Source organism: Corynebacterium nasorum (genome assembly GCF_022345765.1).
Taxonomy (GTDB): domain Bacteria; phylum Actinomycetota; class Actinomycetes; order Mycobacteriales; family Mycobacteriaceae; genus Corynebacterium; species Corynebacterium kefirresidentii.
The window spans coordinates 100,986-119,452 of the sequence record NZ_JAKRDR010000001.1 but is presented as its reverse complement, the minus strand read 5'-3'; the positions used below and the strand labels follow the sequence as shown (position 1 = coordinate 119,452).

At 57.1% G+C, this 18,467-nt stretch carries 16 protein-coding genes and 1 pseudogene; 6 read left to right on the top strand and 11 right to left on the bottom strand.

Annotated elements, in window-relative coordinates; translation table 11 throughout:
• Window positions 1–16: 16 nt before the first annotated feature.
• The 4 genes from MHK04_RS00575 to MHK04_RS00560 are packed head-to-tail and all read right to left on the bottom strand — an operon-like array spanning window position 17 to window position 3,700.
• The gene (locus MHK04_RS00575) at window positions 17–1,516 is read right to left on the bottom strand and encodes an alanine/glycine:cation symporter family protein (RefSeq protein ID WP_239207555.1); all 1,500 of its coding nucleotides are present in this window, start codon (window positions 1,514–1,516) and stop codon (window positions 17–19) included.
• A 53-nt stretch (window positions 1,517–1,569) separates the two neighbouring features.
• A complete protein-coding gene (gene mutM / locus MHK04_RS00570; RefSeq protein WP_239207554.1) occupies window positions 1,570–2,385 on the bottom strand; it encodes a bifunctional DNA-formamidopyrimidine glycosylase/DNA-(apurinic or apyrimidinic site) lyase in 816 nt (271 codons plus the stop codon).
• A gap of 2 nt (window positions 2,386–2,387) precedes the next feature.
• Complete coding sequence (gene rnc / locus MHK04_RS00565; RefSeq protein WP_023021268.1) at window positions 2,388–3,158, bottom strand: ribonuclease III; 771 nt, start codon at window positions 3,156–3,158, stop codon at window positions 2,388–2,390.
• Window positions 3,155–3,700 (bottom strand): YceD family protein, encoded by a 546-nt coding sequence (locus tag MHK04_RS00560; RefSeq protein ID WP_239207553.1) that lies wholly within the window; start codon window positions 3,698–3,700, stop codon window positions 3,155–3,157. Before MHK04_RS00560 ends, rnc begins: the two co-directional genes overlap by 4 nt.
• Window positions 3,701–3,850: 150 nt before the next feature.
• Here MHK04_RS00560 and MHK04_RS00555 point away from each other — a divergent pair, with 150 nt between their 5' ends.
• Window positions 3,851–4,498 carry a hypothetical protein gene (locus tag MHK04_RS00555; protein ID WP_239207552.1) on the top strand — a complete coding sequence of 216 codons (648 nt, stop codon included), beginning with the start codon at window positions 3,851–3,853 and terminating at the stop codon, window positions 4,496–4,498.
• Between the two features lie 184 nt (window positions 4,499–4,682).
• Here MHK04_RS00555 and MHK04_RS00550 read toward each other — a convergent pair whose 3' ends face one another.
• Both MHK04_RS00550 and gdhA read right to left on the bottom strand, forming a co-directional pair.
• The gene (locus MHK04_RS00550) at window positions 4,683–5,441 is read right to left on the bottom strand and encodes a DivIVA domain-containing protein (RefSeq protein ID WP_239207551.1); all 759 of its coding nucleotides are present in this window, start codon (window positions 5,439–5,441) and stop codon (window positions 4,683–4,685) included.
• A 198-nt stretch (window positions 5,442–5,639) separates the two neighbouring features.
• Window positions 5,640–6,986, bottom strand: coding sequence for an NADP-specific glutamate dehydrogenase (gene gdhA, locus MHK04_RS00545; RefSeq protein WP_200288898.1), 1,347 nt, complete (start codon window positions 6,984–6,986; stop codon window positions 5,640–5,642).
• Between the two features lie 198 nt (window positions 6,987–7,184).
• Here gdhA and MHK04_RS00540 point away from each other — a divergent pair, with 198 nt between their 5' ends.
• A complete protein-coding gene (locus MHK04_RS00540; protein WP_023021263.1) occupies window positions 7,185–8,267 on the top strand; it encodes a glycerate kinase family protein in 1,083 nt (360 codons plus the stop codon).
• On the opposite strand, the gene MHK04_RS00535 is transcribed toward MHK04_RS00540, so the two are convergent.
• Complete coding sequence (locus tag MHK04_RS00535) at window positions 8,264–8,662, bottom strand: hypothetical protein (RefSeq protein ID WP_023021262.1); 399 nt, start codon at window positions 8,660–8,662, stop codon at window positions 8,264–8,266. The two genes, MHK04_RS00540 and MHK04_RS00535, sit on opposite strands and share 4 nt — an antisense overlap.
• 36 nt (window positions 8,663–8,698) lie before the next feature.
• On the opposite strand from MHK04_RS00535, the gene MHK04_RS00530 reads away from it, so the two are divergent.
• Both MHK04_RS00530 and MHK04_RS00525 read left to right on the top strand, forming a co-directional pair.
• Window positions 8,699–9,904: an amidohydrolase gene (locus MHK04_RS00530; protein ID WP_239207550.1), complete on the top strand. Its 1,206-nt coding sequence runs from the start codon at window positions 8,699–8,701 to the stop codon at window positions 9,902–9,904.
• 100 nt (window positions 9,905–10,004) lie between these two features.
• On the top strand, window positions 10,005–12,395 hold the full coding sequence (locus MHK04_RS00525) for a glycogen/starch/alpha-glucan phosphorylase (protein ID WP_239207549.1): 2,391 nt from the start codon (window positions 10,005–10,007) through the stop codon (window positions 12,393–12,395).
• A 70-nt stretch (window positions 12,396–12,465) separates the two neighbouring features.
• Here MHK04_RS00525 and MHK04_RS00520 read toward each other — a convergent pair whose 3' ends face one another.
• Window positions 12,466–13,257: an alkaline phosphatase gene (locus MHK04_RS00520; protein ID WP_239207548.1), complete on the bottom strand. Its 792-nt coding sequence runs from the start codon at window positions 13,255–13,257 to the stop codon at window positions 12,466–12,468.
• Window positions 13,258–13,293: 36 nt separating this feature from the next.
• Window positions 13,294–13,608, bottom strand: coding sequence for a hypothetical protein (locus MHK04_RS00515; RefSeq protein ID WP_234288178.1), 315 nt, complete (start codon window positions 13,606–13,608; stop codon window positions 13,294–13,296).
• A gap of 16 nt (window positions 13,609–13,624) precedes the next feature.
• On the opposite strand from MHK04_RS00515, the gene MHK04_RS00510 reads away from it, so the two are divergent.
• Window positions 13,625–14,968 carry an IS256 family transposase gene (locus MHK04_RS00510; protein ID WP_086587436.1) on the top strand — a complete coding sequence of 448 codons (1,344 nt, stop codon included), beginning with the start codon at window positions 13,625–13,627 and terminating at the stop codon, window positions 14,966–14,968.
• A gap of 36 nt (window positions 14,969–15,004) precedes the next feature.
• Window positions 15,005–15,756: pseudogene (locus MHK04_RS00505) on the top strand (IS1634 family transposase); the annotation flags it as partial.
• A 7-nt stretch (window positions 15,757–15,763) separates the two neighbouring features.
• Here MHK04_RS00505 and MHK04_RS00500 read toward each other — a convergent pair.
• Both MHK04_RS00500 and pyk read right to left on the bottom strand, forming a co-directional pair.
• Window positions 15,764–16,654 carry a cation diffusion facilitator family transporter gene (locus MHK04_RS00500; RefSeq protein ID WP_239207547.1) on the bottom strand — a complete coding sequence of 297 codons (891 nt, stop codon included), beginning with the start codon at window positions 16,652–16,654 and terminating at the stop codon, window positions 15,764–15,766.
• A 290-nt stretch (window positions 16,655–16,944) separates the two neighbouring features.
• On the bottom strand, window positions 16,945–18,360 hold the full coding sequence (gene pyk / locus MHK04_RS00495; RefSeq protein ID WP_239207678.1) for a pyruvate kinase: 1,416 nt from the start codon (window positions 18,358–18,360) through the stop codon (window positions 16,945–16,947).
• Window positions 18,361–18,467 lie beyond the last annotated feature (107 nt).

Sequence of the window (18,467 nt, the reverse complement as noted above, 5' to 3'; positions counted from 1 at the left end):
GCGGCCTCCCTAGCTCCTAGTAGTGATCTTGTTGACCCTTATCGCGCAGGACGCGGCGGTCCTCTTCGCTGCGACGAGTGACGGGGTCGGAGCCGTCCCAGCACTCCACGCCTTTAAGCTCCGGCAGCATATCGCGGTGGAATACCGGGTCTATGCCATGGCTGCGCTGCTCGTTGTAGTTCTTGAGCAGTTTGATGGCCACCCCGGATAGCGGCACGATGGCGAGGATATTGAGGATAACCATGGTTGCCGCGCCGGTATCGGCCAAGGCAAAGACCAGCGGCAAGGAGCCCACCGCACCGAACCAGACAAAGAAAAGTACGACGAGGCGGAAAATCATCAGCGCAGGCTTGCTCTGGGTGAGGTACTCCAGGTTAGACTCCGCCAAGTAGTAATTGCCCAGGATGGAAGAGAAGGCCAGGAAGAAGAGGATAAAGCTGACGAAGTGGATTCCCCACTCGCCCACCTCAGAAGATAGGGCTGCCTGGGTCAAGGACACGCCTTCTGCTTCTGCACCATAGGCAATCTCTGGTCCCAGCAAGATAATGAAAGCGGTGATGGTACATACCACCAAGGTGTCAAAGTACACGCCGAGGGTCTGCACCAAGCCTTGCTTGACTGGGTGAGATACGGCCGCAGTTGCCGCCGCGTTAGGGGCAGAGCCTTCGCCGGCCTCATTTGAAAACAGACCGCGCTGAATACCCTTCATCATGGCCGCGCGAAGACCGGCTCCCGCAATTTCCTTGATTCCTAGGGCGTGACCGACGATATCGCCAATCATTCCCGGTACCTTGTCAAAATTGGTAATGACGACAAAACCACCGATGAGCAGGTAAGCCACCGCCATAAATGGCACGATGACCTGGGTGATATTGGCAATGCGGTTCACACCGCCAAAGATGATAAGACCCGCAACCACGGCGATAACAATGCCGATAATGGAGCGGAACATCGTGTCATCGCGGTCAAAGGAAAAGGACACCGCATCCGCAATGGCGTTGGTCTGGAAGGCGTTATATACCAAGCCAAAGGTAAAGGCGATGGCGATGGAGAAAAGCACGCCGAGCGGTCCCCACCCCAAACCGCGCTTCATATAATACGCCGGACCACCGCGGTACCCATTGCCATCGCGGACCTTCCACAGCTGGGCCAAGGTTGACTCGATGAACGCAGTAGCGCCACCCAGGATGGCAATCAGCCACATCCAGAAGACGGCACCTGGGCCGCCAACGGAAATGGCCACTGCCACGCCGGCAACGTTACCGGTGCCAACGCGGGAAGCAGCTGAAATGGTGAAGGCCTTAAACGCGGAGATTCCGCCATAGTCTTCGTCCTCATCGCGGCCCTCCCCCTTGGGGCGCTCGACGACGGCGCGGAACATATCCGGCACCATGCGCACTTGCACCAAAGCAGTACGGATGCCGAAGAATAGGCCCGCAGCAATCAGCAGCCACGGCAAAATCCACGACCACACGCCGTCATTAAATGTCGTTACGACATTTTCAAGAAAATCCATGCAGAATAATTTACTGCCTTAAGGTTCACAACGTGAACCCCATGCGCCATAAATTATTGACAATGGGGGCAAAAATGGGTGGACCGCCCTGAAATTATGCAGCGCTCCAAGGGCGTTCCACACCGCAGACAGGGCTGGCCAGCACGCCCATACGCGGCCAAGGAACGCGAAAAATACCCCGATTCGCCGTTCACATTTACGTACAGGGAATCAAAACTCGTGCCACCCACTTTTAGGGCCGCTGTCATGACCTCCTGAGCTGCTGCAAGCAGAGCAACAGCATCTTTTTGCCGCAAGGTCGAAGCTTTCTTGCGGGGTGAGATTTGCGCGGCCCACAGGGATTCATCAGCGTAAATATTGCCGATTCCAGAGGTCAGCGTTTGATCCAAAAGCGCGGTCTTCACTGCGGTCCTCTTCGCACGCAGGCGCCGTGCTGTAGCCGCACTATCGAAATCCGGTTCCAGCGGGTCAATGCCAATGTGCGCAATCTTGTCCCACGGCGCATACAACCAATACCCAAAGGTGCGCTGGTCAACAAAGCACACCTCTACCCCACCGCTCAGCTGGGCGGTAATGCGAAGGTGCGAAGATTCGGTGGCACCTATTCGGATCTGACCCGACATACCTAGGTGGATAAAGAGGACGTCACGGTGGGGGTCCATGGCATCTTCGCCCACAAATTCCAGCCACATAAACTTCCCGCGCCTGGCCACCGCAGAGATCTCTTTGCCCTCAAGGAGACCGGAAAGCGGCTCATCTTGGCCACGATTGGAACGCGGGTGTAACACCTCTACAGACTCAAAAGTCCGTCCCACCACGTGTGGTGCAAGGCCACGGCGGACGGACTCGACTTCCGGCAATTCCGGCATGCTCAGCCCTCTTTATGTGCAGTGCCTTGCACCAAAAGCGGAGTTTCGCGCAGGGTCTGGCAGGCCTCCTGAGCTGCCTGCTGCTCGGCCAACTTTTTATTGTGGCCCACACCATTTCCTACGGTCAGACCAGCCACAGTAGCTACTGCATTAAAGGTCTGGTCATGCTCTGGTCCGGTGGAAGTAGCCGAATAAACCGGCATCGGCGCCTTTAGCTCCGCGCACAGCTCCTGCAAAGTGGTCTTCCAATCCAAGTGGCGCCCGCTCACAGTCGCATTTTCGATCTTTTCCGCAAATAAGCGCAAGATGACGTCACGCGCCGTTTCAAAACCATGCTCGCGGTAAATGGCACCAAAGATTGCCTCAGTGGTATCCGCAAGAATGGAATCTTTATCGCGGCCACCGGTGGACTGCTCGCCCTTACCCAACAAAATGTGCGGTCCTAGGTTTATTTCCCGGGCGATATCAGACAGGCCGTAGCGCGAGACAATCGATGCGCGCATCTTGGAAATATCCGATTCCGGACGGGACGGGTAGGTGATGTAGAGCTGAGAGGCTACCGAAAGGCCCAGCACCGCATCGCCCAAGAACTCCAAGCGCTCGTTGTTTGGCAAGTGCCCATTTTCATTAGCAAATGAACGGTGGGTCAATGCTAGGCACAGGTGCTCTGGTTGCAATTCCACACCGAGCGATTCCAACAACGGGGAATGGTCTACTGCAGCGAACTCGGCAGCCAGTGCCTCTTCCCCAGTTAGCTTCTTCTTGCGGCTCATAGGAACTTCTCCAAACCAGCCCAACGGGGATCGACCTTTTCTTCGTCCTCTTCGCCAGAGATACCCGTGGTCACGCCCTCAGGCGTGTCAATCTCGCAGCCATTTTCGCATACCGGGGCAAAGGGAAGATTAAGGCCTGCCTCATCGATCACGGCCTGCAAAAGATCCAGCTCATCATCTTCAATCTCTGGAATCTCATCTCCGGATCCTTCGTCACCGTCTGAAGGGGTATCTCCCGAGACAAAGGATTCGTCGGCTGCAAAGACCTGTGTGACGTGCAAGTCCAACTGTGGGTGCAATTCCTTCAAGCAGCGAGCGCATTCCCCGGTCAGCTGTCCGGATACGTTGGCATCCACTAAGACACCTGCACCAAGAGGGGTCAAGGTAGCGTCTACGGTGAGCTCTTCGCCCTGCGGGATGGCGATCATCTCCACGCCGATCCTCTCAGGTGAGGGGCCGGTTTGGGTGCGTTGTTCCGGCAGTGCGTCAGCGCCTTGGGCGTTCAACAATTCGCCCACATCGAACTTCAATGGTGATGTCATAACACTAGGTAGTCTACCTTGCCCCGCAAACTCCGCCTAGCGGACCGCGCGAGGAAAGTTTCTGTCAAGAATCTGGCGTTTAATGTAAAAGGACATATGCCTTTGCGGATTAGCCTTTTCCCGAGCGAAAGCCGTCCTTAGTCTGGAAGCATGACCTACCACTTGGCACTAGCCTCCACGGATCTACGCAGCATAGCGCTCGGTTTCACCGTGTTTAGCTGTCTTCCCGCTGCGGTGTTAGCTACTGCCGGTATGCTCGTTCACGCCACTCCACGCCCGGACCGTTCAGGCATGTACGGCACGCGTGGCATTCGCCTCTTTACCGCACTCATCTGTAGCGTCGTTGCCGGTTTGGTAGCCGGTGCCATTTTAGTATTGCCCACCGGCATGGACCTTTCGGTCCTTACCGGCGCGCTCATCTTTTCCCTAAGCGCAGGTGCTATTACTTGGTTCTCCCGCGCGACCATTCCTACCGCGCTCATTTCTGTGGGCACGATGGTGCTAGCTACCGGTGCGCTCCTTAGCGTGTGTGCCGTGTGCTTTCCACAAAATTTCAGTGATAATCCCTTGACATCATTGTCTTCCTATTTCTTCACTGCACTCGTTGCGTTCCTTTTTCCAGGCTTGGTAACCGCGATTATTGCAGCATGCATGGCCGTCCAATCCGCCGCGCCTGCACACCTTCTCCCGCAGCAGGAAGACATCTCCGTTCCCCTACACACCCACATAACGCCTACTCCCCATGAAAAAGGAAAGGCCATTGCCGCTAAGCAACCTCGCACTCGTGCCACCACCTAATTTACTCAGACCAGCGGCGATGAATAAAGGCCCTATTTGGTGAGTAGACGGTGTACGACGAACCGCCTGCTCACCAAATAGGGCCTTTGGCCGTGCCTAGTGTATAGGTCTTTCCTAGCCCCTTACTCTACGGCCCGGTGTGCACCGAACCATAGAGTTTAAGGCCGATAAAGAAACTAAAGTTTTAGCGCTCGTTATAGCGGCGCTCATAGGTCTCGCCTTCAGCGTAACGTGTGTTGCTTGCGGCGCCGCCAGCGCGTCCCGGAGCCGAATAGTCGCCGCCACGGGAGCGCACTCCGGCACCGCCACGCAGGGCAGAGCGGTCGGAGTTTACTGTACGCAGCAGACCATTAAGGGTGGTTTCAAATTCGCTTAGCTTGCCATCCACAAATTCATCGCATTCACTGCGCAGACGGTTAGATTCGGTGTGGGCGGATTCCACAATGCGATGTGCTTCTTCATCGGCGCGGCGAACAACTTCTGATTCCGAAACCAGACGCTCTTGCTCTGCGCGGCCATCAGCGACGGAACGCTCATATTCATCATTCGCCTGAGCGATAGTACGGTCTGCTTCCGCGCGGGCCTGCTCCACCATGGACTGAGCGCGAGCTTCAGCATCAGCCACCAGCTTGGCGGCATGCTGCTCTGCATGGGACACCGTGGCATCCGCCTCTTCGCGTGCGTGGCCCACAATGTCATCTGCTTGAGCATTAGCATCATTGATGGTTTGGTCCGCGCGCTCCTCAGCGCCGTGCAGGATTTCATCCTGCTTATCCAACACATCCTGCGCGTCATCAATCTCCACGGGCAGCGCGTTACGGAGGTCGTCGAGAAGCGCGAGCATTTCATGGCGCGGAACTACGCAATTAGAGGTCATGGGGAAGCCATGGGCCCCCTCCAAGTGCTGAACTAATTCATCTAGAGACTCAAAGACACGGTACATACCGCGAATTTTACATACCCTCACCCGCCATGCGTGGAGGCCACGCACCGAGTGTGTACTGCAGATTTTACTTCCACAACCGGTCTTGCCAGTCCGCGCCCACACATACAGAATTTATGGCACGCATATACAAAAACAAGCGCCCCTTTTACCGCCACGCTCTGTGGCGCAAAAGGGGAGCTTGAATAAGGCCGATTTTTAGATGACGCCCTGTGCCAGCATGGCATCCGCTACCTTCTTGAAGCCGGCGATATTTGCGCCGGCTACGTAATCGCCTTCGCGGTCGTATTCCTTCGCCGTGTTGTCGATGTTTTTAAAGATATTAGACATGATCGCGTGGAGGCGGTCATCGGTGTAGTCAAAGGACCAAGAATCACGGGACGCATTTTGCTGCATTTCCAGCGCGGAGGTAGCAACACCACCAGCATTAGCGGCCTTGCCCGGCGCGAAGTTGATCTTGGATTCTTGGAATATGTGGACGGCCTCCGGGGTGGACGGCATATTGGCACCTTCGGCCACGTAGCGCACGCCGCCTTCCACAAGCTTTTTGGCCGAGTCGCCGTCCAGCTCATTTTGGGTAGCACACGGCAGTGCCACGTCCGCCCCTACTTCCCAGATATTTCCGCCCTCATGGAATTCCACGCCGCTGCCAGCCTCTTGTGCATAAGTGGAAATACGCTCACGACGAGTTTCTTTGACGTTCTTGAGAAGCTCGATGTCCACGCCTTGTGGGGTGGTGATATAGCCGGAGGAATCGGACATGGCCACCACGGTGGCGCCCAGTTCTTGGGCCTTCGCTGCGGCGTAGATGGCAACATTGCCAGAGCCAGAGACAATAACCTTGGCACCATCAAAGGACTCGCCATGGGTCTTCATCATTTCATTGGTGAAATAGACCGTGCCAAAGCCTGTGGCCTCGGTACGAACCAGGGAACCGCCCCAGGTCAGGCCTTTGCCAGTAAGGACACCGGATTCATGCTGGGTAGTCAGGCGGCGGTACTGACCAAAGAGGAAGCCGATCTCGCGGCCGCCGACGCCAATATCACCAGCTGGAACATCGCGGTATTCTCCGATGTGGCGGTGCAACTCCGTCATAAAAGACTGGCAGAAGCGCATGATTTCCACCTCAGACCTGCCCTTGGGATCAAAGTCAGAACCGCCCTTGCCACCGCCAATGGGCAGGCCGGTCAGGGAATTTTTGAAGATCTGCTCAAAACCGAGGAACTTAATGATGCCCAGGTTGACCGAAGGATGGAAACGCAGTCCGCCCTTGTAGGGGCCGAGCGCAGAATTGAACTGGACGCGAAAACCGCGATTGACTTGGATATCACCATTGTCATCGATCCACGGCACGCGGAAGATGAGCTGGCGCTCAGGTTCACAGAGACGCTCCACCAAGCCGTAGTCCGCGTACTGCGGGTCTTTTTCTAGGACAATCTTCAGCGAGTCCAGAACCTCAGAAACCGCTTGGTGGAATTCTGGTTCTCCCGCATTGCGCTTGAGCAATTTGTCGTAGTACTCAGAAATTTGGCTATCTACTGACATGGCGTGCATTCCATTCTGTGGACGTATAAGAACAGATACCAGTTTCCTATCAAACTACCGATAAAGCAAGCAGTTTCTAGACCTTGCATAGATCCGAACCGTCTTTACCAGCGACAATAAAGTAAAATATTTTCTGTAGAACGTTCGGATCTTCAGCCGCACAGACTCCTTTCGCAGGCGGGCTTTATAATCACGGGCATGCATATTGTCGTCGCGCCAGACTCGTTTAAAGGCACCGCCTCCGCGCCCGAGGCCGCAGCAGCCATTGCTATGGGGGTGCGCCAGGTTCTTCCCGAGGCCACGGTTACCACCCTGCCCATGGCCGATGGTGGCGAGGGAACCGCCGCCGTCCTCGCACAAGCGGCCGCGGCCGGCGGACAATCCGTCGAAAACATCACCCTGCCTACCACCGACGCCATAGGCCGCTTGACTCAGGCAAGCTATGCTCTGGCCGGAACCACTGCGTTTATCGACGTCGCCTCTGCCACCGGCCTGCCCGCAGTGCAGGACAGCCTTGATCCGCTGCACGCCGATTCTTATGGCACCGGCGTGCTGATTGCGGATGCAGAAACACGCGGCGCCACCTCGATTGTGCTCGGATTGGGAGGAACTGCCAGCATCGACGCCGGTATGGGCATCCTTACCGCGCTCGGCGCTGCCGCGCACGACGCCCGCGGCTACGCCCTGCCCAAGGGCGGCGCTCCCCTAGTTCAGCTCGATCACATTGACACCGCGCAGCTCAATATCAAGGCGGGCATGCTTGATTTCACATTGCTGGCAGATACCCGCGCTACTCCAGTACAGGCGGCAACCATGTACGGCCCCCAAAAAGGAGCGCAAGGCGAGCAGGTAGCCCTGCTGGCCGGTGCCATGTTGCAAACATGCGAAGTCACCGGCGCCGATGCGGACTCCGAATATTTCGGTGCCGCGGGTGGCCTTCCCATCGGCCTGCACTGGCTTTCTCGCACGCTCTGGGGCTCAGATGAGCATATTCGCGTCTTATCCGGCGGCGCACATGTCGCCACTGCACTCGGGCTGCCAGAAAAAATATCCTCCGCCGATCTCGTCATTACCGGCGAGGGCCGGTTTGACGAGCAATCTTTGACCGGAAAGGCCGTCGGAACCATTGCGGGTCTCGCCCAGGACGCAGGCACGCCTATGGGCATTATCGCCGGTTCCTTCGAGCATGACATGGACGCCTACTGCGCATCGCTTAGCCAAGAAGGCCCCCTGGCGCAACAGCTGGCGGCGGCCGCCAGGGACATCGTCAAGCAGCTCTAAGGCCGGATAGACAGCGACCACGGGAAGATAGCTGGCTGCTCATGCGCCAGCTCATCTTCCAGCAAGACGTGGTCTTTCGGCAGCACTGCATGCGGGGTAAGAAGGCGCGAGAGCACCATGCCTAGTTGGTTAACCGAGCCGCTCACCCCTGTTACCGCAATGTCGTAGCGGTACACGCTCGCGTCCTCAAGGTCGCGGTCCTCATGCTCATCGCGATAATTTTGCCGCAGCTGTTCTTCCAACCCCTCTGGAAACTGCGGCGCATCGGGGCGAGTAACCTCAGCGGAGGCTAATGAACCGCTTTCTACCAACTTGTCGGTGGCAGTGGTAAAGATATCCGCGACGCGCTCTGCTTGTGCGTTGGGAACCAAAACATCAAATTGAATAACCGGCATAGCGCTAACCCTACCCAATTCCTAAGGTGTGAAACCATGTCTGATTCTGCCCGCATCGCCCAGCTCGTCACTTCCCAGCAGGCCGATCTGGAGTGGCAGCAGGACTTTTATGAGGACCTGCACCGCCACCCCGAGCTTTCCCACGAGGAAGAGCGAACCGCCGGTCGCATCCGCGCCAAGCTCGCCGATTTTGACTGCGAGGTAGTAGAGAACATCGGGGGTTATGGGATGGTCGCCATCTTCCGCAATGGCGATGGACCCACCGCTTTGCTGCGCGCGGATTTCGATGGTCTGCCGGTAGAGGAGGCCACCGGTGTTTCCTATTCCGCTGCCAATGGAAATATGCACGCCTGCGGACACGACATGCACACCACCGCGCTGCTAGGTGCCTGCGCGCTTCTCGACGCCTCCCGAAACACCTGGTCCGGCACCTTCCTCGCCCTTTTCCAACCGGCCGAAGAATCCTCCATGGGGGCTAAATTCATGCTGGCCGATAACCTCATCGAACGCGTCCCGCGCCCCGATATTTGCCTTGGCCAGCACATCATGCCCGGCCGCGCCGGCACCGTGCGCCATACCGCAGGCCCTATCATGGCAGGCTGCGATTCCCTGCGTATCCGCGTCTTTGGCAAATCCGCCCACGCCTCCATGCCCCATAACTCCATCGACCCGACCTACATCGCGGCTATGATCGTCACCCGCCTCCAAGCCATTGTGGGCCGCGAGGTCGCTCCGCATGAGTTCTTTGTCATCTCCGTAGGCGAGCTTCACTCCGGCGATAAAAACAACATCATCCCCGACTCCGCCGAGCTGGTACTCAATACTCGCTACTATGATCCCGCGTTGGCAGAAAAGGTCTACCACTCCCTCGAACGCATGGTTAAGGCCGAGTGTGTCGCCTCCGGAAGCGAGCAGGACCCTATTTTTGAGTACTACGCCCACGGCGAGGTCACCGATAATGACGCCGCTGCCCATGCCCCAGTAGGCGAGGTTTTCGACGCCGCTTTTGGCTCCGACTCAGTCATCGCGGCCCCCTCCACCGCCTCCGAGGACTTTTGCTACCTGCCGCAGGCGTGGGGGGTACCTTATGTCTTTTGGCACATCGGCTGCACCCCGGAAGATGAGTTGCAGGATCCTCCGGTCAACCACCAAGCAACCTTCCTGCCTGACTATGCCCCCACCGTTTATGCCTCCACCCGGGCGGCATATGGTGCGGCAATGACCTACTTGGCCACGCCCTAGGTGCCCGAGACGCGTATTCTCATTCCCCCGCCTGCGGCGCAGGGCCAATGCTATTAAGCTGGCAGGCGTTTCGTGACTCCCCACAAACTTAAGGTTGAAAATGAGCCAGCCACGGCATTCTGCTTTCGAATCCACTGTTCCCTCCCATGTCCGCGCGGCCTCTGGCGTGAGCCCGCACAGCGCTTCCAACCGTAAGTTCTGGTCGGGCCTCTCCGGTGCCGTCATGGAGCAGATTGCCGATAATTGGGAGCGCACCCGTGCTGCCTACGCGGAAACGCGCCAACAGCACTACTTCTCTGCGGAATTCCTGCAGGGACGCGCGCTGCTCAATAACCTCACCAACTTGGGTCTTGTTGACGATGCCAAGACCGCGGCCAAGGCAACCGATCACGAGCTGAGCGATGTCCTCGAAGCCGAGCATGATGCCGCGCTCGGCAACGGCGGCCTCGGACGCCTTGCCGCCTGCTTCCTCGATTCCGCTGTCACTCAGGACTACCCCGTAGCCGGCTATGGCCTTCTCTACCGCTACGGCCTTTTCCGACAGTCCTTTGAGAATGGCTTCCAGAAAGAACAGCCAGATGCGTGGATGGAAAACGGCTATGACTTTGTCATTCGCCGTGCCTCTGAACAGCGCCGCGTCCACTTCGATAACATGGACGTGCGCGCAATTCCCTATGACATGCCTATCACCGGCTACGGGACCGATAACGTAGGCACCCTGCGCCTATGGAAGTCCGAGCCCATCGATGACTTCGATTACGATGCCTTTAACTCCCAGCGCTTTACCGAGGCCATCGTCGAGCGCGAGCGTGTTATGGACATCTGCCGCGTGCTCTACCCCAATGACACCACGTACGAGGGCAAGGTACTGCGCGTGCGCCAGCAGTACTTCTTTGTCTCTGCCTCCCTGCAGACCATGGTGGATAACTACATTGACCAGCACGGCGAAGACCTCACCGGGTTTGCGAAGTATAACTCCATCCAGCTCAATGACACCCACCCCGTACTTGCCATCCCGGAGCTGCTGCGCATCCTGCTCGATGAGCATGGTCTGAGCTGGGATGCAGCCTGGAAGATCGTCACCGAAACCTTCGCCTACACCAACCACACCGTGCTGGCGGAGGCGCTGGAGAGCTGGGAGGTGTCCATCTTCCAGAAGCTGTTTTGGCGCATTTGGCAGTTGGTGGAGGAAATCGACCGCCGCTTCCGCGAAGATATGGCCCACCGCGGTCTGGATCAGGGCCGCATCGACTACATGGCGCCGGTATCCAACGGCCACGTGCATATGGCCTGGATCGCCTGCTATGCCGCCTACTCCATCAATGGTGTCGCCGCCCTGCACACGGAAATCATCAAGGCCGATACGTTGGCCGAATGGCACGAACTCTGGCCGGAGAAATTCAATAACAAGACCAATGGCGTCACCCCGCGCCGCTGGCTCAAGATGTGCAACCCCCGCTTAGCAGAACTGCTCACGCAGCAGGCTGGCTCCGATGCTTGGGTCACTGACCTCACCCAACTGGCCAACCTCGCTGATAAGGCCGAGGATAAGAACCTGCTTCGCGAACTCATCGCCATCAAGCAGGCCAACAAGCGCGACTTTGCTAACTGGGTAAAAGACCACCAAGGCGCCGAGGTTAATCCCGACTCCATCTTTGATGTACAGATTAAGCGCTTGCATGAGTACAAGCGCCAGCTGATGAATGCCCTCTACGTCCTCGACCTCTACTTCCGCATCAAAGACCAGGGCGAGACGGTGCCGAAGCGCACCTTCATCTTTGGCGCAAAGGCCGCACCGGGCTACGAGCGCGCCAAAGCGATTATTAAGCTCATCAACAGCATCGCGAAGCTAGTCAATAACGACCCAGATACCAAGGACATCATCCGCGTCGTTTTTGTGGAGAACTACAACGTCTCCCCTGCCGAGCACATCATCCCCGCCGCTGATATCTCAGAGCAGATCTCTGTAGCCGGCAAAGAAGCCTCCGGTACGTCCAATATGAAGTTCATGATGAATGGCGCGCTGACTTTGGGGACCATGGATGGTGCCAACGTAGAAATCGTAGAGGCAGTCGGTGAGGACAACGCCTATATCTTTGGCGCCCGCAACGAGGAGCTTCCTGCGCTGCGCGCCGAGTACAACCCGGGCGAGCTTTACCAGAGCGTGCCAGGCTTAGCCCGCGTGCTTGATGCGCTTGTCGACGGCACCTTGGGCGCCGAAAATGCCGGCATCTTCGGCGACCTGCGCTCCTCGCTTCTCGATGGTTACGGGGAGCACGCCCAGGACCAGTACTACGTCCTCGGTGACTTCGCCGACTACCGCGCTACTCGAGACCGCATGGCTGCGGACTATGAGGAAGACAACCTTGCTTGGGCTAAGAAGGCGTGGCTCAATATCTGCTATTCCGGCCGCTTCTCCTCTGACCGGACCATCGCGGACTACGCGAACGAGGTGTGGAAGATCCAGCCCACCCCGATTTCCTCACGCTAAGAAAAGGTCCTGTCCTTCGCTTTCGTGGCGGAGGACAGGACCTTTGCCAAGGCGTTGTGCTCAATTCTGTTTAGCGCAGGCCCATGCGCTTTAGCTGCTCATAAATGGGTTGCAAGTCAATATTGAGCACACCCATTTGCGTAGCCAGGAAGCCGAGTCCACCGACGACGGCCCCCAGGATTCCTAGGCCGGTAGCGAGGCCTGCGGCAAAGCCCTTGCTACTACCGTCCTTGCCTTCGCCATCCGAGGGATTAGCAGTATCTCCCGGCTGTTCTGGGTCACCAGCGGAATCGGTGCCATCGTTCCACCACTCGTCAAAGACCAAATTGGCCACCAAAGTGTTGTCGATGTATTCACCGCGCACCGAATCGGTACCAGAGGTACGAGCCATAATGTCCTCCGAGCCGGCCCCCTTGAAGAAGAACGGCACTAGCTGGTTAGTGTGCTGCCCGGAGTACCAACCGTGGCGGGCAACCTTGCCCTTTTCACCTTCCATAGCATTGAAGCGGTTGTCCGCTTCAGGGGTGTCTTCTGTCGGCACCTCATTAGCGCCGGAGAGATAGCCAGTCTCGTGGTCCGCGGTAACAACGAGCAGAGTATCTTCCCACGAGGAGTTTTCCTCCACCCACTTAATGGCGGCGTCAACCGACTTATTGAAATCCTGGGTCTCCTCGATATCGCGCACCGGGTTATTGCCATGGCCGGCCCAGTCAATGGCACCGCCTTCAATCATGACGGAGAAACCATCCTCATCCTGCCCCAAAGCATTGAGCGCACCGGTGGTCATGGTGGGAAGATCCACGACGTCGTTAAGCGGGTCAGAGTACGGTGCCTTTGCCTCGCCAGTGCGGGAGTTCTGCAACGTGGAACCTACCTGCGCGATACCCCAATACTTCTGCTACGGCTTGACGTCACCTTGCGCCATCTTCTTGAAGTCATCGTTGGACTCGAAGTAATTCCAGTCGGTCTCGCCTCCGGAAAGCTTGGCGTAGTCGTCCTCGTACATGAAGCTATAGTCGGGAGTATCGACCTTCTGGTGGTCATTATCGTAGAACGGGTGGCCAGCGGCCATGACCAAGTCGAAGGCGCTGCCGAGCATCTCACGGCTAATGTCCTGCAGCTTATCGCGGTCCTTGTTGTGCGCGGCCCACGCCGCCGGAGTGGCTTCGGAATAGAGAGTGTCTGATGGTTTGTGTGGGTACCTAACCTGCATGAGGAGATGGACCAGAATGACTACTGTGGCGAGACGAGATCCGGCTGATAAGGCCAAGATTGATGCGATTGAAAAGAAGCTTCTTGCTAACCCTGAAATCGCGAAGCTGATTGATGACCTAGGCACGTCTACAACGGATGCCAACGACCTGGTTCGCGGCATGTTGCAAGCCTCGATTACCAGGGGACTCAACGCTGAAATGGATGCCCACCTGGGCTACGAGTCTGGCGACAGGAGCGCTAAAGCTGCAGCTAGAACAGACAATCACCGCAACGGGTCGTATCCAAAGACCGTGGATTCTAACTACGGGCCAGTTACCGTTGATGTGCCGAGGGATAGGGCTGGCACATTCTTGCTGACTATGGTCCCTAAAGGCTCGAGGAGATTGACCGATGTCGATGACATGACCGTTAGCTTGTACGCCGGTGGGATGACAATTAGGGACATCCAGCACCATATGGCAACGGCGATGCGTGTTGATATTTCCCATGAGACGATTTCCGCAGTCACCGATGCCGTCCTCGATGAGGTCATGGTCTGGCAAAACCGCCAGCTAGACGAGTTCTACCCGGTCATTTTCCTGGACGCGCTGCGCATTAAAATCCGCGATGGCGGCCTAGTGGTCAATAAGTCCGCGTACATGGCAATCGGCGTGGCTCTCGACGGTATCAAGCACTTTTTGGAATCGTGGATTGCCAAAGAAGAAAGCGCTTCATCCTGGGCGCAAGTATGCGCCAATCTTTCTAACCGTGGGGTTAAAGACGTCTTTATCGTTTGCTGTAACGGGTTCAAAGGCTTGCCGGAAGAAGTAAAGGCAACCTGGCCGAACTCTATGGTGCAAACCTGTATCGTGCACCTGATTCGTGCCGCTAACCGATGGGTAGCCTACAGGGATCGCCGGGGCGTATCGGCCGCGTTGAAAAAGATTTACACCGCCACGGACGAGTCCACAGCTAAGGCTGCCTTAGACGAATTTGAAGCCTCTGAATTGGCAGAAGAGTATCCACGCTCAGTCAAAGTCTGGCGAGATGCATGGGCGCGTTTCGTACCGTTTCTCCAGTTCCCACCAGCAGCCAGCAAGGTCATTTACACGAAGAATTCGATTGAATCATTCAACAATGAACTGCGGAAAGCTACCCGCAACAGGGTGCAGTTCACTAACAATGAATCAGCGCTCAAGACGCTATGGTTGATGATCTGCAATATCGAAGACAGACGAGCTGCCAAGAGAGCGAAGCAGGGCAAACGAGTCTCAGCGACAACCGGCAGACTCATGGAAGGGACCCGAGTTTCCGGCTGGAAACAAGCCATTAACCAAATGGCCGTGGCCTACCCCGACAGCTTCGACAAATACCTATAAACCTAGCCCCACACACAAACAACTTGACACCCTCCGAACAAGCAAGCATTGATAGATGCAGGTCTGCACTACATTTTGTCGGTGAAACCCCACCGTGCCTGAGGTGATTGAAACCTGGCGGCGGGAAATCCCTGGTGAAGCCTACGCCCACGGCCGGATCTGGACACAAGCCTCGGCAAGCGATGCGCGCAAACACACAGCCCCGAATACGGTGACCCACTTCCAGTACTCCTATGATCGGGCCAGACGCGGCCTGCGCGGAATCAAAGAGCAAGTCGCAAAAGCCAAACGCGCTGTTGACGGCGAAATCGCCATTAAGCGCAACCGCTATTTCGATCTTTCCACCCCGAACAAGAAGGTCAACTACGCTCTTGCTGCCAAACACCGAGCCCTAGCCGGAATTAAAGGCTATGAAACCGACCTGACCGCTCTTCCCGCCCTGGAGGTTATCGGGCATTACCGCAGGCTATTCCACATTGAAAATGTCGTATCGGATGTCGAAATCAGACCTGAAAGCACGCCCAATCTATGCGAGGAAACAAAACTCGATCACAGCACATCTCAATATTGTGATGGCAGCACTAGCCGTGACCCACCTGATGGAGACCCGCAGTGGTCACTTCATCAAACGCCTCGTGAGAACACTCAAGAAATACCGCAGCTTTCAACTCGTCGTTGGCGGCGAAACCATTCACGCCGCCGTACCATTCCCGCCCGACCTCACTGCCACCATCCAAGTAATCACCGGCCGCGAACTTCCGCACAAAAATTGGCCTAAGTCAGGTTAGAAGGGAATCAGCACACCGTCTCGTGGGATTCGTGCTCTGGGTGCTCAATCTGGATGGTGGAGTGCTCGATACCGTGTTCGCGCAGGGCCTGCTGGGCGGCATCCAACAGCGGGCCGGTGCCGACGGTGCCGTCGCGCACGATATGCACGGTCGTGAGCACGTTCACGCCGTCCAGGCTCCACAGGTGCAGGTCGTGGATGTCAGCAACGCCCTCGACCTGCCGCAGCGCGGGCTCGATCGCACTGGCGTCGAAGTCCGCCGGGACTTGCTCGAGCAGCACGCTCGCCGAAAGCCGCATGAGCTGCCAGGCGCGCGGCAGCACCATCGCCGCGATCGCTAGGGAGGCGATCACGTCCGCCGCCACAAACCCCGTGGTTAGTACCACGATGCCGGCCACGATTACTGCGACCGAGCCGAGCATATCCACTAACACGTGCAAGAACGCGCCCTCCACGTTGATCGAGGATTTGCGGTGCCGGTGCAGAACCCACGCCGATAGCGCATTCGCCACCAGGCCGATCAACGCGATGATCAGCATCGTTTTTCCCTGCACTTCGGCCGGGCTCTGCAGGCGGCGCACCGCCTCGACGACAATCCACACCGAGATCGCCAGCACCATCACTGCGTTCGCCAGTGCAGCAAGCACCTCCACTCGTCGGTAGCCGTACGTGGCCTGAGCCGATGCTTGTCGGCGCCCAACCAACACCGCTAACACCGCGATGATCAACCCCGCAGCGTCGGAAAGCATGTGCATCGCATCCGCCATCAGCGCCATCGAACCCGCCAACCAGCCGCCGATCAGCTCCGCGAAGAAGACGGTGCCGGTAATGCCTAGCGCAATCAAGAGTGCGCGCAGCGGCGTGCTGGAGTGATCGTGGTCGTGGTGCTCGTGTGCCATGCACTCAGCCTATCCCCGTCGACGCTTATTGACAATTAAATGAAAATAGATGGCGGTAAGCGCAGCCACTGAGGCCAAGTCGGCCTGATTTAGGTCATTGTGCAGTTGTCCTTTGAATGCGTAGAGAAGCTGAAACATGAACAACCAAAAAGTACTGCAGCCGCATGTCAGGAAAGCAACCGCTGAGTGTACTCGAGGTAAATATAAATCTACATTTGTATAAATAGCTAAAAGCGCCGCGCCCCGTGGAACGTGTTAAGGGGTGGGACGCGGCGCTTATGCCAGGAAAATTACTTCTTGGTTTCACCCAACAAGTGGCACTGAATCATGTTGGTATTGCCGGCAATTCCTGGAGGGGTACCAGCAATGACGACAATCATGTCGCCTTCTTCGTACTCATCCATCTCCAGCAATGCGTCATCGATAGCTGCCATCATGTCGTCGGTGGACTTAACGTGCGGACTCAAGAAAGTCTCCGCGCCCCAGGTCAACGCCAGCTGGGAACGAACGGCCGGATTCGGGGTAAACGCCAACAGCGGCAGGTGGGAATGCAGGCGGGCTACACGCTTGGCAGTATCACCGGAGGTGGTGAAGGCCACGATGGCCTTAGCATTAAGGCGCTCTGCAATATCGCGAGCGGAGTAGGACACCACACCACGCTTGGTGCGCGGAACGTGGGTAAGCGGTGGAACCTTGCCGCCGTCTTCAGCATTAGCCACAATCTTGGACATGGTGCGCACAACGTTCTGCGGGTCAATGCCCACGGAAGTCTCACCAGAGAGCATGACAGCATCGGCGCCGTCGAGCACGGCGTTGGCAACGTCGGATGCCTCTGCACGGGTCGGGCGCAGGTTGGAAATCATCGAATCCAGCATCTGGGTAGCCACGATGACCGGCTTAGCGTTTTCACGCGCAATCTGGATAGCGCGCTTCTGGAACAGCGGCACGCGCTCCAGCGGCACCTCGACGCCGAGGTCACCACGGGCAATCATAATGGCATCGAATGCCAGCACGATGGACTCGAGGGCATCGACTGCCTCCGGCTTTTCCAGCTTCGCAATAACCGGAACGCGGCGACCTTCTTCATCCATAATCTCGTGGACCTTATCCACGTCAGCTGGGGAGCGAACGAAGGAAAGCGCGACAAGGTCTACGCCAAGCTTCAGAGCGAAGCGCAGGTCGGCGATATCCTTCTCCGACAGGGCCGGCACGGAGATATCCATGCCAGGAAGGGAAACGCCCTTGTTATTGGAAACTGGGCCGCCCTCGGTAACCTCACACACGACGTCACTGCCGTCGACTTCCTTACAGACAACGGCGACCTTTCCGTCGTCGATAAGCAGGCGGTCACCCGGCTTGGCGTCCTTGGCCAAGCCCTTATAAGTGGTAGATACTCGGTCGTGGGTGCCTTCGATATCGTCCACGGTAATGCGGACGATTTCACCGTTATCCCACTGCTCCTCGCCGTTAATAAAGCGGCCAAGGCGAATCTTGGGGCCCTGCAGGTCCGCCAAAATACCGACGGCGCGGCCGGTCTTATCAGTAGCCTGGCGCACCCAGTTGTAATTCGCCTCGTGGTCCGCGTGCTCGCCGTGAGACATATTCAAGCGGGCAACGTCCATGCCGTCTTGAACGAGGCGCAAAATGCCATCCTCGCTAGCAACGGCAGGGCCGAGAGTACAGACAATCTTTGTTCTTCTATCCAGCATTATTGGCCTATTCCGTCGGGGAAACTGAACACTCCCCAACCTACTCCTTCGTATGGATTGCGGCCACAATTTTGGACCCCCATTTTCCGAACGGACACTCAAAA

What these genes read in the sequence shown, in the direction of transcription:
- MHK04_RS00515 (WP_234288178.1), bottom strand. Translation starts at nt 13,608, where the DNA reads ATGCAGGTTAGGTACCCACACAAACCATCAGACACTCTCTATTCCGAA.
- gdhA (WP_200288898.1), bottom strand. Translation starts at nt 6,986, where the DNA reads ATGTCAGTAGATAGCCAAATTTCTGAGTACTACGACAAATTGCTCAAG.
- MHK04_RS00575 (WP_239207555.1), bottom strand. Translation starts at nt 1,516, where the DNA reads ATGGATTTTCTTGAAAATGTCGTAACGACATTTAATGACGGCGTGTGG.
- MHK04_RS00530 (WP_239207550.1), top strand. Translation starts at nt 8,699, where the DNA reads ATGTCTGATTCTGCCCGCATCGCCCAGCTCGTCACTTCCCAGCAGGCC.
- MHK04_RS00555 (WP_239207552.1), top strand. Translation starts at nt 3,851, where the DNA reads ATGACCTACCACTTGGCACTAGCCTCCACGGATCTACGCAGCATAGCG.
- MHK04_RS00560 (WP_239207553.1), bottom strand. Translation starts at nt 3,700, where the DNA reads ATGACATCACCATTGAAGTTCGATGTGGGCGAATTGTTGAACGCCCAA.
- MHK04_RS00510 (WP_086587436.1), top strand. Translation starts at nt 13,625, where the DNA reads ATGACTACTGTGGCGAGACGAGATCCGGCTGATAAGGCCAAGATTGAT.
- rnc (WP_023021268.1), bottom strand. Translation starts at nt 3,158, where the DNA reads ATGAGCCGCAAGAAGAAGCTAACTGGGGAAGAGGCACTGGCTGCCGAG.
- MHK04_RS00540 (WP_023021263.1), top strand. Translation starts at nt 7,185, where the DNA reads ATGCATATTGTCGTCGCGCCAGACTCGTTTAAAGGCACCGCCTCCGCG.
- MHK04_RS00535 (WP_023021262.1), bottom strand. Translation starts at nt 8,662, where the DNA reads ATGCCGGTTATTCAATTTGATGTTTTGGTTCCCAACGCACAAGCAGAG.
- MHK04_RS00525 (WP_239207549.1), top strand. Translation starts at nt 10,005, where the DNA reads ATGAGCCAGCCACGGCATTCTGCTTTCGAATCCACTGTTCCCTCCCAT.
- MHK04_RS00500 (WP_239207547.1), bottom strand. Translation starts at nt 16,654, where the DNA reads ATGGCACACGAGCACCACGACCACGATCACTCCAGCACGCCGCTGCGC.
- MHK04_RS00550 (WP_239207551.1), bottom strand. Translation starts at nt 5,441, where the DNA reads ATGTACCGTGTCTTTGAGTCTCTAGATGAATTAGTTCAGCACTTGGAG.
- mutM (WP_239207554.1), bottom strand. Translation starts at nt 2,385, where the DNA reads ATGCCGGAATTGCCGGAAGTCGAGTCCGTCCGCCGTGGCCTTGCACCA.